This is a genomic window from Brevundimonas sp. Leaf280, assembly GCF_001422455.1.
GTDB lineage: Bacteria > Pseudomonadota > Alphaproteobacteria > Caulobacterales > Caulobacteraceae > Brevundimonas.
The window spans coordinates 152906-166047 of the sequence record NZ_LMNC01000006.1 but is presented as its reverse complement, the minus strand read 5'-3'; the positions used below and the strand labels follow the sequence as shown (position 1 = coordinate 166047).

Here is a 13142-nt window from a genome sequence, read left to right as displayed (position 1 = left end):
AGAGGTCAGTCGCCCGCCGCGTCCACAGCGCTGTCCACCGCCATCCGCGCCCGCATCTCGGCCCAGCGTTCCAGCCGCGCCTTGACCTTCTCCTCGTGCCCCTCGCCCTTGGGCTTGTAGAAGGTGCGACGTTCCATCTCGTCGGGGAAGAATTTCGCGCCGGAGAAGCCCTCGGGCGTGTCCGGGTCGTATTGATAGCCCTTGCCGTACCCCAACGACTTCATCAGTTTGGTCGGGGCATTGCGGATGTGGGCGGGGGGCATCAGCGAGCCCGTCTCATAGGCCGCCTTCTTGGCCGCCTTGAACGCCTCATAGACCCCGACCGACTTGGGCGCGGTCGCCAGGTGGACCACCGCCTGGGCCAGTGCCAGCTCGCCTTCGGGACTGCCCAGAAAGTCATAGGTGTCCTTCGCCGCATTGGCGACCAGGATCGACAGCGGATCGGCCTCGCCGATATCCTCGACCGCCATCCGCACGATCCGCCGCGCCAGATACAGCGGATCCTCCCCCCCGTTCAGCATGCGCGCCAGCCAGTAGAGCGCCGCGTCAGGGTCGGAGCCCCGAACCGATTTATGCAAGGCGGATATGAGGTTGTAGTGTTCTTCTCGGCTCTTGTCGTAGGCGGGCGCCCGGCGTTGCAGCACGCCCGCCAGTCCCTGCACGCCTAGCATCTCGCCCTCAGCCAGGTCGAACAGCACCTCCGACATGGTCAGCAGATACCGCCCGTCGCCGTCGGCCAGGGCCAGCATCGCCTGCCGGGCCTCCGGCGTCAGCGGCAGGGTCCGGTCCATATGCGTCTCGGCCCGGCTCAGCAGCTGATCCAATGCCGCGTCGTCCAGCCGCTTCAGCACATAGACCTGACTGCGCGACAGCAAGGCGCCGTTCAGCTCGAAGCTCGGGTTTTCCGTCGTGGCCCCGACCAGGGTCACCACGCCTGCCTCGACGAACGGCAAAAAGCCGTCCTGCTGGGCGCGGTTGAAGCGGTGGATCTCATCGACGAACAGCAGCGTGCTCTGTCCCGCTGCACGCCGCATCCGCGCCGCCTCGAACGCCTTCTTCAGATCGGCGACGCCCGAAAACACCGCGCTGATAGCCTGATACTCATAGCCCGCGGCCTGGGCCAGCAGGCGCGCGATCGTGGTCTTGCCCGTCCCCGGCGGTCCCCACAGGATCATCGACCCCAACCGCCCCGCCTCGATCATGCGCCGGATCGGCCCGCCTGGCCCCAGCAGATGATCCTGCCCCACCACCTCGTCCAGCGTGCGCGGACGCAGGCGGTCGGCCAAGGGGGCGTCGGGGGGCAGAATGCCGGAGGCTTCGAACAGGTCGCTCATGGGTGCGACCTATGTAGGCGTTCGCCAAAGGCTTTTCACGCGTTAGTATCGCGAACCGCCACGGAGACCGCACCATGACCGACGCCAATCCGAACCAGGGTCCGACTTCTGGCGTGACGCCGCATCTGACAATCCCGTCGCGCGGGGCCTCTGCGGCGATCGATTTCTATATCATCGCCTTCGGCGCCGAGGTGTTGGACCGCCGTCTCGCCGACGACGGCGAGCGACTGATGCACGCCCACCTGAAGATCAACGGCGCCAGCGTCATGTTGAATGACGAGTTCCCGGAATACGGCGGTTCCCAAGATGTGCGGCCGGCCGGCGTCACCCTGCATCTTCAGGTCGCCGATCCCGACGCCTGCTGGACGCGCGCGATGACCGTCGGTGGCGCGGAACCCGTCTTGGACATGGCCGATCAGTTCTGGGGCGACCGCTACGGCGTCCTGCGCGACCCCTTCGGCCACACCTGGTCGATCGGCGGGCCCGCGAAGGCCTGACGACCTATCTCAGCACGCCGCGGATCTGACGGCCGCCACGGTTGACGACGACCTCCCATGGGCCGCGACCGGAACTGGCGGCCTCGACATCGCGGGCCGAGCCGATGGCGCGGCCGTTGATGCTGACGATCAGGTCGTTCTGACGGAAGCCCGCCCGCGCCGCATAGCCGCGGCCGGAGACGCCGGTCACGATGACGCCCGTCGCGAACGGATCGCCGCCCAGACGGTCGGCCAGGGCCGGGTTCAGGGCCACGACCTCGGCTCCGGCAAAGGGACCGGACTCGATGGTGACGCCCTGCTTCGGATCGGCGTCGCCCGGCAGGGGCTGGACCCGCGCCGTCAGTGTCTGGGCGCGCCCGTCGCGCAGAATGGCGACTTGGACCTGATCATTCGGATTGCGCGACCCGACGCGATAGTTCAGCCCGTTCTGATCGTTGATCTCCTGACCGTCGATGGCGGTGATCACGTCGCCTTGACGCACGCCCGCGCGGGCGGCCGGACCGTTGGAGTAGACGTCGGTGACGACCAGCCCCTGCGGCCGCGTCAGGCCCAAGCTGCCGGCGATCTCGCCGGTGACAGTGTCGCCCTTCACGCCCAGCCAGGGCCGCACCACAGCCGTCGCGCCGCCCAGTGCGCTGTCCACCACCCGCTTCACCATCGCGGCCGGCACGGCGAACCCGACCCCGGCCGAGGACCCCGAGCGCGAGAAGATGGCCGTGTTGATGCCGATCAGGTCGCCATCCATGTCCACCAGCGCCCCGCCCGAATTGCCGGGGTTGATGGCCGCGTCGGTCTGGATGAAGGAGCCGCTGTCGGAAATCCCGGTCTCGGTCCTGTTCAGGGCCGAGATGATGCCATTGGTCACCGTCTGGCCCACGCCGAATGGATTGCCGATGGCCAGGACCAGATCGCCGACCTGCTGCTCTTCCTGATCGTCGATGGCCAGCACCGGCAGCCGATCGCTGACGTTCTCCAGCCTCAGCACGGCGATGTCGCTGCGCTCGTCGGCCAGGATGACGGTGGCGGGAAACTCGCGCCGGTCGTTCAGCACCACCTTGATCTGCTGGGCGCCGTCGATGACGTGGTTATTGGTCACCACGATCCCGTCCGAACGGACGATGACGCCGGAGCCCACGGATTCCGCCACCCGCGCCTGGGGAATGTCGCCGCCGAAGAACTGGAAGAACGGATCGGCCTGCACCCGCTGCACACTCCGCGCCGAGATATTGACCACGGCCGGCGCGGCAGATCTTACCACCGGTGCGAAGCTGGACTTCATACCCGCCGCATCGGCCGGTGCGGTGCGCGTCGGCTGGGCGAACTCGCCTTCCTGCGCCTTGGAATTCGAGGGATTGCCGCACGCCGACAGGGCGAAGGCGGCGGCGAGCACGATCGATCGGGTCTTCATGGGCATCCGAGACTGGCAAGCGTAGAATGACGCCATTCCGCACCCGGTTTCGGGCCGGATCAAGGCGTGTGCGCGGCATCAACGGACAAGCGGGACAGCGCGTTCCGCCAAGCGGCGAACGCAAGATCGTCAACGGCTTAGACCTTGACGCCTTGCACCCTGCGTCGGACTGTCGCGGTTCCCCCAGTCGCCTGAAGAGTCCTCGATGATCCGTTCTTGCCTGCGCGCCGCCCCTCTCGGCCTAACCCTCCTATTGGCCTCGACCGCACCGGCCGCTCTGGCGCAGCAGGCCTCGACCACGCCGCCCGCCCTGCCCGCGCCCCTGCATGCGATTCCGGAAGCGCGGGACGTCGCTTATCCCGGCGTCATCACCCTGGACGTCGACGCCACCAATCTCGCCCAGCATATCTTTGCGGTGAAGGAAACGATCCCGGTCGCCCAGGCGGGACCGATGACCCTGTTCTTCCCCGAATGGCTACCGGGCAACCACGGCCCCGTCGGCCCCATCGCGCAGTTGGCCGGCATCGAGATCACGGCGAACGGCCAGCGGGTGCAGTGGGTTCGCGACACCCTGCATCCCTTCGCCTACCACGTGGTCGTCCCGGCCGGTGCGACGGCGCTGGACATCACCCTGCAGCACCTGTCGCCGACGACCGGCAATCAGGGCCGCATCACGATGACGCCCGAGATGCTGAACATCCAGTGGGAGAAGATGCTGCTCTATCCCGCCGGCCATTGGTCGCGGAACATCACGGTCCAGCCCACGGTCAAGTTCCCCGCCGGCTGGCAGTTCGGCACGGCGCTGGAGCCTGAAACCAAGGCCGGCGACGTCCAGACGTTCAAGCCCGTCAATCTGGAAGTGCTGATCGATAGCCCGGTCTTCGCCGGCGTCCACTATCGCCAGATCGACCTCGATCCCGGCGGCCGCTCGCCCGTTCGCGCCAACATCGTCGCGGACAAGGCCGACAGCCTGAACGCCACCGACGAGCAGATTCAGATCCTGCGCAATCTGGTTGATCAGATGGACCGGCTGTATGGCGCGCGCCATTTCGACCACTACGACTTCCTGATCGCCATGACGGACAAGCTGGGCGGCATCGGGCTGGAGCATCACCGCAGTTCGGAAAACTCGGTCGATCCCGCCTTCTTCACCGGCTGGGATACGCACCTGTCCGATCGCGACCTGCTCAGCCACGAAATGAACCACTCCTGGGACGGCAAATGGCGCCGCCCCGCCGACCAGTATGTGCCCAACTTCAACTCGCCCCTGCAGAACAGCCTGCTGTGGGTCTACGAGGGCCAGACGCAGTACTACGGCCAGGTGATCGCCGCTCGCTCCGGCCTGCTCAGCAAGCAACAGGCGATGGACGCCCTGGCCATGACCGCCGCGACGTTCGACACGCGCGTCGGCCGCGAATGGCGCGCGATGCAGGACACGACCAACGACCCCATCATCAGCCAGCGCCAGCCCAAGGGCTGGCTGTCGTGGCAGCGCGACGAGGACTACTATTCGGAGGGCCAGCTGATCTGGCTCGACGTCGACACGACGATCCGCGAAAAGACCGGCGGCCGGAAGTCGCTCGACGACTTCGCCCGCGCCTTCTACGGCGTTCAGGACGGCAGCTATACCCCCGCTCCCTATACGTTCGAGGATGTGGTCGCGGCCCTGAACGGCGTCGTCGCCAATGACTGGGCGACCTTCCTGCGCACCCGCCTGGACGCCGATGGCCCCGAGGCCCGCGCCCCGCTGGACGGTCTGGCGCGCGGCGGCTGGCGGCTGGCCTATTCGGACAAGCCCACCGATTACATGAAGACCCTGTCTGCCGAGCTGAAACGCAACGACTTCACCTATTCGCTGGGCTTCCAGACCGGCGAGGGCAACAAGATCCGCAGCGTCCAGTGGAACGGCCTGGCCTTCAAGTCGGGCTTGGCCGCCGGGATGGAGATCGTCGCTGTCAACGGGCAGGCCGCCAGCGCCGAACGCCTGACCGAGGCCGTCACCGCAGCCAAGGATCCGTCGACGCCCATCACCCTGATCGTCAAGGACGACGAGCAATACCGCACCGTCGTCTTCGACTACCACGACGGCCTGCGCTACCCCCGCCTGGAACGCATCCCGGGCACGCCTGACCGCCTGGGCGACATCCTGACGCCCCGCCGGCGCTAGAACGCCGAACACATACGTCTCCTCCCCACTGCGTGGGGAGGTGGCGCGGCGCTTCTTCAGCGCCGTGACGGAGGGGCTCTTCACCGCCTCGCAGGCGCCTGTGAGACTTCAAGAGCCCCTCCACCGCTTCGCGGTCCCCCTCCCCATTTCATGGGGAGGAGACACAACGCCGCGCTTGACGCATCGCCCCTCGCCCCCGACGGTGCGGCTCCTTCGCCGAACCGGATGACCGAATGCCGCGTACCCGCCTGACCGCCGCCTGCCTCGCCGTCTTGATGACGGCCGCCGCTTCGCCAGTTCTGGCCCAGAGTTTCCAGTCCACTCCGGTCGTCATCGATGCGACCCAAGCGCCGCTGGCCCTGCCCCGCGCCCAGCCGGCCATCCCGGCGCCGCAAGACAAGCCCTATCCGGGCGTGATCCAGTACCGCGCCGACATCACCGACCTGGACCGTCGCATCATCAACGTCAGCCAGACCATCCCGGTCGCCAGCCCGGGCCCGCTGACCCTGCTCTATCCGAAGTTCCTGCCCGGCAACCACGCCGCCACCGGCCCAATCCAGCTGTTGTCCGGCCTGACCGTCACCGCCAATGGCCAGCGGATCGAGTGGCTGCGCGACACGCTGGACCCTTACGCCTTCCACCTCGACATCCCGGCGGGCGTGACCAGCATCGACGTGCAGTTCCAGCAGCTGACCCAGCCCGACGCCTCCAACTGGCGCGTGCTGATGACCCCGGCCATGGTCAATCTGCAGTGGGAAAAGGCCATCCTCTATCCGGCCGGCTATTTCAGCCGCCAGATCCAGGTCGCCCCGTCGGTGGTCCTGCCCGCCGGCTGGAAATACGGCACCGCCCTGACCACGGCGTCTCAGGACGGCGACGTGGCGGCCTTCGCCCCGACCGACCTCTACACCCTGATCGACAGCCCCATCTTCGCGGGCGCGCACTATCGCCGCGTCGACATCGACCCCAGCGGCGAGCGCGTCCACCTGAACATCCTGGCCGACGAGGCCAAGGGTCTGGCCGCCACCGACGACCAGCTGAAACTGTTCGAGAACATGGTCCAACAGGCCGACCGCCTGTTCGGCGCCCGCCACTTCGACAACTACGAATTCCTGTTCGCCCTGACCGATCAGATGGGCGGCATCGGGCTGGAGCATCATCGCTCGTCCGAGAACACCGGCGCGCCCGACTTCTTCACCAACTGGACCAAGAGCGCCGGCGACCGGGGCCTGCTGCCCCATGAATACACCCACTCCTGGAACGGCAAGTTCATGCGTCCGGCGGACGAGCTGACCGCCAACCATAACGTCCCGACCCAGAACACCCTGCTGTGGGTCTATGAAGGTCAGACCGAATACTGGGGCGATGTGCTGGCCGCCCGTTCGGGCCTGCATTCGAAAGATGTGGCCCTCGCCACCCTGGCCAGCGTCGCCGCCTTCTATGACCAGCAGCCGGGTCGCCAGTGGCGCGCCTTGCAGGACACCAACAACCACAATCTTCTGGGCTATCGCGTGCCGGGCCAGTTCACATCCTGGATGCGCGGCACAGGCGACTATTACCGCGAAAGCCTGCTGGTCTGGCTGGACGCCGACACCCTGATCCGCGAGGGCACGAATGGCCGCAAGTCGCTGGATGATTTCGCCAGGGGCTTCTTCGGTCACGACGACGGCGAATGGGCGCCGCAAGGCTACAGGTTCGAGGATGTGGTCGCAGCCCTGAACACCGTCTATCCCCACGACTGGGCCGCCTTCCTGCGCACCCGTCTGGACGCCGTCGGTCCCGACGCCCGGGCGCCGCTGGCCGGGATCGAGCGTGGCGGCTGGCGACTGACCTACACCGACACGCCCTCGGCGGCGGAGAAGTCGGTCCAGAGCGGCTGGGCCAACGACTTCCAATATTCGCTGGGCTTCACCCTGTCGGGCGACAAGCTGACCAACATCCGCTGGGGCGGCCCCGCCTTCGAGCAAGGCCTCGGCGCCGGCTGGAGCCTGGTCGCCGTCAACGGCAAGGCCGGCTCGGCCGAGGTGTTGCGCGACGCCGTCACGGCGGCGAAAGGGACCGACGCCCCGATCGAACTGTTGCTGAAATCCGGCGATCGCTTCCGCACGGTGGCCTTCGCCTACCACGACGGCCTGCGCTACCCGCGGCTGGAACGGATCGAAGGCGCGCCGGATCGCCTGTCCGACATCCTCGCGCCCCGCCGTCGCTGAAAGCGTCTCCTCCCCGCCTCGCGGGGAGGAGACACGTCCCTTACTTCAACAGCTTCAGCAGCGCCTCAGCCGCCGCGTGCGACGAGCCGGGGTTCTGCCCGGTCACCAGCTTGCCGTCGGTCAGAACATAGGAGCCCCAGTCCGGCCCCTTGGAGTAGTCGCCGCCGTTGGCGGTCAGCACGTTCTCGACCAGGAACGGCACCACGTCGGTCAGGCCCACGGCCTCCTCTTCGGAGTTGGTGAAGCCGGTCACCTTGCGGCCGTTGACCAGCGGCTTGCCATCCGGCCCTTCCACCGACTTCAGCACGCCGGGGGCATGGCAGACGAAGCCGGTCGGCTTGTCCGCCTTGGCGAAGGCCTCGATCAGGGCGATGGAGTCAGCGTCGTTCGCCAGATCCCACAGCGGCCCGTGGCCGCCGGGATAGAAGACGGCGTCGAAATCCTCGGCCTTCACCGACGACAGGACGACGGTCGAGGCCAGGGCGGCCTGGGCTTCAGCGTCGGCCTTGAACCGGCGCGTGTCGTCCGTCTGGGCGTCGGGGTCGTCGCTCTTGGGGTCCAACGGCGGCTGACCGCCCTTCGGCGAGGCCAGCACGATCTCCGCGCCCGCATCCTTCAGCGCGTAATAGGGCGCCGCCAGTTCTTCCAGCCAGAAGCCGGTCTTCTTGCCCGTGTCGCCGAGTTGGTCGTGCGACGTCAGCACCAGCAGAATTTTCATAGGGGATGGCTCCGTCTTGGGGTGTCCACAGATGGGAAGCCGCACGGCGCCGCTCAAGACTGGCCTCGATGCCGAAAACACCCCACCCTGTCGCTCTCGATCAGCGGAGACAACGTCGCATGAAGCCATGGTTCGGTCTGTTCGCCGCCCTGATGGGCCTGATGATCTTCAGCCCCTCGGCCCAGGCGGCCGGCTCCTGCAACATCGGGCAGGCGGGCGCGACCCAGGCCGTCGCCATCGGCCGCACCGGACGCACCATGCGGATCCATCTGCCCATCGGTTTTGACCCCGCAAAGCCGGCGCCTCTGGTCTTCCTGCTGCACGGCAGCGGCGGCACGGGAGAGAAGATGCTGACGTCTTCCGGCCTGGCGGAGGCGGCGGATCGGCACGGCTTCATCGTCGCCGCGCCCGACGCCGGGATTCCGATCGATCAAGGTTTCGTCTGGAACATCCCCGGCGTGCCGACCGTGACCGGCGCGGTCCCCGGCCCCGATGATGCCGACGACGTCGCCTATCTGACGGGGGCCATCGATTATCTGGCCAACCAGGGCTGCGTCGATGACAGCCGCATCTATGCGACGGGCCTGTCGGGCGGCGGGCGGATGGTGTCCTGGCTGGGTTGCGTCGCCGCCGACCGTTTCGCCGCCATCGCTCCGGTCGTCGGCTTGCGCGCCGGCAATCCCAGAAAGGACCGCCCGGAGGAGCCGGATCCCGCCACCTGCCGTCCTTCGCGCCCTATGCCGGTCATCGCCTTCGCCGGCGACGCCGACACCACCAATCCGATCCAGGGCGGCGGCGCAGGCTACTGGAGCTACACCATGCACGCCGCCGAACAGCGCTGGGCCCAGCTGAACGGCTGCACCCAGGTGCGAGACACCCGCTGGATCGCCGACAAGATCTATGAAGAGGGCTACTCAGCCTGCTGCGACGGCGCGGACGTGGTGGGCCGCATCACCGCCGGCGGCGGCCACAGCTGGGTCGCCGACAACGACGCCCTATGGGCCTTCTTCGCTATGCGCAGCCGACCGCAGCGCTGAGCGCTCCACGCACCACGCACCACAGTAGCGCCCGGCCTCAAGTAGCGCGAAGCGCGATAGGCCCAGCAAAAACTTGCGATAGGCCAACAAAAAAGACCCGGCGGTTTCCCGCCGGGCCTTTCCGATCTTCAGCAAATGCCGAAAGTCAGATCTTACTTGATCTGGACCTTGGCGCCGGCTTCCGTCAGCTTCTTGGCGACTTCGTCGGCGGCTTGCTTGGAGACGTTCTCGACGACGTTCTGCGGAGCGCCTTCGACCAGGTCCTTGGCTTCCTTCAGACCCAGGTCCGAACGGACGCCGCGGACTTCCTTGATCACGTTGATCTTCTTGTCGCCGCCGTCGACCAGGACGACGGTGAATTCGGTTTGCTCTTCGGCAGCTTCAGCCGGAGCGCCGCCGCCGGCGGCCGGAGCAGCCATGGCGACCGGAGCAGCGGCGCTGACGCCCCACTTTTCTTCCAGCAGCTTGGAGAGTTCAGCAGCTTCGAGGACGGTCAGAGCGGACAGGTCTTCGACGATCTTGGCGAGGTCAGCCATTGTCAGTTTTCCTTCGGAGGATTGGTTTTAGAGAGTGATGCAGAGATGAAAGGCTGGGCCGCTTACGCGGCTTCCTTGGTGGCGTAGGCGTTGAACACGCGAGCCAGCTGACCGGCGGGTGCTTGCAGCACGCCGGCGATACGGGTCGCAGGCGCGTTAAGCAGGCCGATGAGTTGACCGCGAACCTCGTCGAGCGTCGGGAGCTTGGACAGTGCGTCCACGCCCTTTTGGTCGACGATGGTCGAGCCCATGAAGCCGCCGACGATCTTGAAGCGATCGTTGGCCTTGGCGAACTCGGTGGCGACCTTGGCGGCCGTACCGGGGTTCTCGGAATAGGCGATGCCCACGGGACCCTTGAACAGGTTGTGGTAGTCGCTGCCTTCCTCGGCTTCGAGCGCCTTCAGCGCCAGGCGGTTCTTGACCACCTTGAACGCGCCGCCTTCTTTACGAAGACGGCCACGCAGATCTTCCATTTCCGCAACGGTCAGACCCAGGTTGTGGGTCACGACCACGCTGCCGGCGTCGGCGAAAACGCCCTTGAGCGATTCGATAGACTCGGCTTTTTGAGCGCGATCCATTGCGGTCTCCAGTCTTGGTATTCGCCGCCGGGCTTATTCCCGACGACGGATTGGCCAAAGCGCGTCGCATCGCTGCGAAGCGTTAAAGCCGGTCGTATTGTCCGAAGGATGCGTCTGACGGCGTCCATCCCGGAATGCGGGCTGACAGCGCAAGGTCGCGTCCCCATCTCCCCACGGCGTCAGAGGGCCCTCTGACAGTTATGGCCTGGGTGACCCCCACGCCCCGAAGTTCTCGGACAGGACCGTCAGAAGATGAACCTCCGACGGGAAGCGGCGCTCTTACAGGCGCCGCCGTTAGAAATCAACCCGGCTTAACGCCGGCTGGGCTTGGCGCCGGTCTGTTCGGCCTCGCCGCAGTCGAACCGGGCGCAATATTTGCTCTCGAACTCCTCCAGAAGGTTCGTCATCGCTGCGGTCTCGACCTCCTGTGAGGCCATGCTCAAGGATATCGTCTTGGCTGCGACAGAACGCCCGACAGCCGTGCGATAGAATGCGATCTGAGCGACGAGTTCTTCTTCAGTGAAGACGGAGCCGTAGATTGGGGCCAAGTCATCCATGAACCGCTCGATCATTCTGCTAGCCATAGACGGCATGTTGGTGCGGACCCAAATCGCTTCTTCGCCGCCCTTCTTATCGAGTTCGCCCATCTGCGCGACCATGACGCGCTCGAACTCCTTCATGAAGTTCGGCCCGACGGACAGATCGATCAGTTCGCGCGCCAGGGCGCTGCGGCGGGCCAAGCCGGCATCCTGCGGCGCCGGCTCGACGCGTGTGACGACGACCGTTTCCGATTGAGCCGCCGCCTGCGCGTGCGCGCCTGTCGCGCTCAGACCCAGCGCCAGACCCAGCGACGCAGCCAGCGCCTGTTTGCGTGTGATGATCATGATGGCCTCCCCGCCCTCTTATCGGAAGGCTCAGGTCCGCAGGCCAGTCGAATTCGACCGACGGTTGCTCAATCTTCCAGCGGCGTGGCGTCGAAGTCGCGGATCAGCGCGGCCAGGTCGGGCTCATGAACCAGATCCGCCGCCTCGCTCAGGCTCATCCAGCGGCGCTCGCGCTGATGCGCCTCGGGCCAGGCGCCCATCTGGATCAACACTTCGAGCGGATAGACCGACACCACGCACTGGCGCACGCCCCCGTCCTTCAACCCCTTGGCGTAGCGGAAGACACCGATGGACTGGGTGTCGACGTCGCCCTTCACCCCCGCCTCCTCCATCGCCTCCTGGGCGGCCGCCTCGGGATCGCTCTTGCCGACCATCCGCCCGCCCTTGGGGATCACCCAGCGTCGCGTTTCGCGCGAGGTGATCATCAGGATGCGACGCTCGCCGTCCTCCAGCCGCCACGGCAGGGCCGCGACCTGCCGGGTCTCGGAGCGGGTGGTGCGTTTCGACCGGGCCTGCGGCACGCCTCAGCCCTCGCCCATCGCTTGAGCGGTCCTGACGATTCGTGCTGGCTCTCGCCCAATCTTCACGTCTGGTTCCAGGTCTGCCGGTCGCGGCCGCCCTCGAAACGGGATCACGACGGCTGCGTCAAGTTGTCAGATTACGGACGGTCCCATTTATTTCTCGCCGGGCGCCTTGGCCTTTGGATCGCCCAGCACGTCCTGACGATACAGCATGGTGATCAAGGTGTGCAGCACCAGCGCCAGCGGCGTGGCGAACAGCACGCCCAGCGGCCCGAACAGGGTGCCGATGCCCACCACGGCGAAGATGCCCAGCACCACGGGCAAGTTCGCGACGTTCTTCTGCACCATCGGCGTGATGAAATTGCTCTCCAGCTGGGACACAACGACATACAGCGCCAGCGTCATCAGGGCCGTCTGCCACCCTTGCGTGGCGCCAACCAGCACGGCCGGCACGGTGGAGACGATGGGGCCCACGATCGGCACGAACTGCGCCAGTCCCGTCAGCAGACCCAGCCCCAGCGCCGACGGCACGCCGATGATGGCCAAGCCGACCCCTGTCAGCGTGCCGACCAGAACCATCGAGAACAGCTGCGCCTTCAGCCAGCCTTTCAGCGCCTTGCCACAGCTGTTCAGCACTTCGCGCATTCGCGGGCGGCGATCCATGGGCAGCATGGACAGCAGCCCCTCGCGCGACTTGGCGGGCTCGATCGCCAGGAAGACGCCCGCGACCACGACGAGAACCAGTGTGGTGACACCCGATGCGAAGCCCAGGGCGAACTTCTGAGCGACCTGCAACGCCTGACCGGCACGGCCGCCCAGCCCTTGTAGTTGCTCCAACAGCTGTGCGGCATAGGGTTGGGCCTGGATCCAAGACTGAACCTGCTCCCAGCCTTGCGGCACCACGGCGGACAGGGCCACGACCTGTTCGGTGATCTGGGTTCCGAACAGGGTCAATATCCCCGCCAGGACCGCGACCACGATCAGCAGCGACAGGAAGACGGCCAGCGGATCCGGCGCCTTCAGCCAGCGCACGATGGGATCGGCCAGGGCGCGCAGGATCACCGACACCACGATGGCCCCGAAGATCAGCAGCCACAGCGTCTGCAGCGTCACGATCAGCTGGACCGCGAAATAGGCCGACACCAGCACGATGGCGCCGAACGCGAGCCGCCCCTTCCACGGGTCGTGGCCGCCCACACCAGGCTTTTCGCCCATCAGTTTTCCCAGTCCGAACATATCGCCCCCTTCAAGG

The 13142-nt window shown here is 66.5% G+C and carries 12 protein-coding genes; 4 read left to right on the top strand and 8 right to left on the bottom strand.

Translation table 11 applies throughout. From position 1 onward, the window contains the following. Positions 1-5: 5 nt before the first annotated feature. Positions 6-1334, bottom strand: a complete 1329-nt coding sequence (locus ASF31_RS11875) for a replication-associated recombination protein A (protein WP_055754830.1) — start codon at positions 1332-1334, stop codon at positions 6-8. A 74-nt stretch (positions 1335-1408) separates the two neighbouring features. Between ASF31_RS11875 and ASF31_RS11870 the strand changes: the two genes are divergently transcribed. Then, positions 1409-1831, top strand: coding sequence for a VOC family protein (locus ASF31_RS11870; RefSeq protein ID WP_055754829.1), 423 nt, complete (start codon positions 1409-1411; stop codon positions 1829-1831). A 4-nt stretch (positions 1832-1835) separates the two neighbouring features. On the opposite strand, the gene ASF31_RS11865 is transcribed toward ASF31_RS11870, so the two are convergent. Next, positions 1836-3239, bottom strand: a complete 1404-nt coding sequence (locus ASF31_RS11865; RefSeq protein WP_055754828.1) for a Do family serine endopeptidase — start codon at positions 3237-3239, stop codon at positions 1836-1838. Positions 3240-3444: 205 nt separating this feature from the next. On the opposite strand from ASF31_RS11865, the gene ASF31_RS11860 reads away from it, so the two are divergent. Together ASF31_RS11860 and ASF31_RS11855 are read left to right on the top strand one after the other, a co-directional pair. Beyond that, positions 3445-5406: a M61 family metallopeptidase gene (locus ASF31_RS11860; RefSeq protein WP_055754827.1), complete on the top strand. Its 1962-nt coding sequence runs from the start codon at positions 3445-3447 to the stop codon at positions 5404-5406. A gap of 233 nt (positions 5407-5639) precedes the next feature. Then, positions 5640-7616 (top strand): M61 family metallopeptidase, encoded by a 1977-nt coding sequence (locus tag ASF31_RS11855; RefSeq protein WP_055754826.1) that lies wholly within the window; start codon positions 5640-5642, stop codon positions 7614-7616. A gap of 40 nt (positions 7617-7656) precedes the next feature. On the opposite strand, the gene ASF31_RS11850 is transcribed toward ASF31_RS11855, so the two are convergent. Then, the gene (locus ASF31_RS11850; RefSeq protein ID WP_055754825.1) at positions 7657-8334 is read right to left on the bottom strand and encodes a type 1 glutamine amidotransferase domain-containing protein; all 678 of its coding nucleotides are present in this window, start codon (positions 8332-8334) and stop codon (positions 7657-7659) included. Between the two features lie 119 nt (positions 8335-8453). On the opposite strand from ASF31_RS11850, the gene ASF31_RS11845 reads away from it, so the two are divergent. Further along, positions 8454-9371 carry a PHB depolymerase family esterase gene (locus tag ASF31_RS11845; protein ID WP_055754824.1) on the top strand — a complete coding sequence of 306 codons (918 nt, stop codon included), beginning with the start codon at positions 8454-8456 and terminating at the stop codon, positions 9369-9371. A 152-nt stretch (positions 9372-9523) separates the two neighbouring features. On the opposite strand, the gene rplL is transcribed toward ASF31_RS11845, so the two are convergent. From rplL to ASF31_RS11820, 5 genes are all read right to left on the bottom strand, one after another. Then, positions 9524-9907 (bottom strand): 50S ribosomal protein L7/L12, encoded by a 384-nt coding sequence (gene rplL / locus ASF31_RS11840; protein ID WP_055754823.1) that lies wholly within the window; start codon positions 9905-9907, stop codon positions 9524-9526. Positions 9908-9969: 62 nt separating this feature from the next. Further along, the gene (rplJ, locus tag ASF31_RS11835; protein WP_055754822.1) at positions 9970-10485 is read right to left on the bottom strand and encodes a 50S ribosomal protein L10; all 516 of its coding nucleotides are present in this window, start codon (positions 10483-10485) and stop codon (positions 9970-9972) included. A gap of 311 nt (positions 10486-10796) precedes the next feature. Beyond that, positions 10797-11369 (bottom strand): DUF2059 domain-containing protein, encoded by a 573-nt coding sequence (locus tag ASF31_RS11830; RefSeq protein WP_055754821.1) that lies wholly within the window; start codon positions 11367-11369, stop codon positions 10797-10799. Between the two features lie 68 nt (positions 11370-11437). Further along, positions 11438-11890 carry an NUDIX hydrolase gene (locus ASF31_RS11825; RefSeq protein WP_055754820.1) on the bottom strand — a complete coding sequence of 151 codons (453 nt, stop codon included), beginning with the start codon at positions 11888-11890 and terminating at the stop codon, positions 11438-11440. A gap of 153 nt (positions 11891-12043) precedes the next feature. Then, positions 12044-13126 (bottom strand): AI-2E family transporter, encoded by a 1083-nt coding sequence (locus ASF31_RS11820; RefSeq protein WP_055754819.1) that lies wholly within the window; start codon positions 13124-13126, stop codon positions 12044-12046. Positions 13127-13142: the final 16 nt, after the last annotated feature.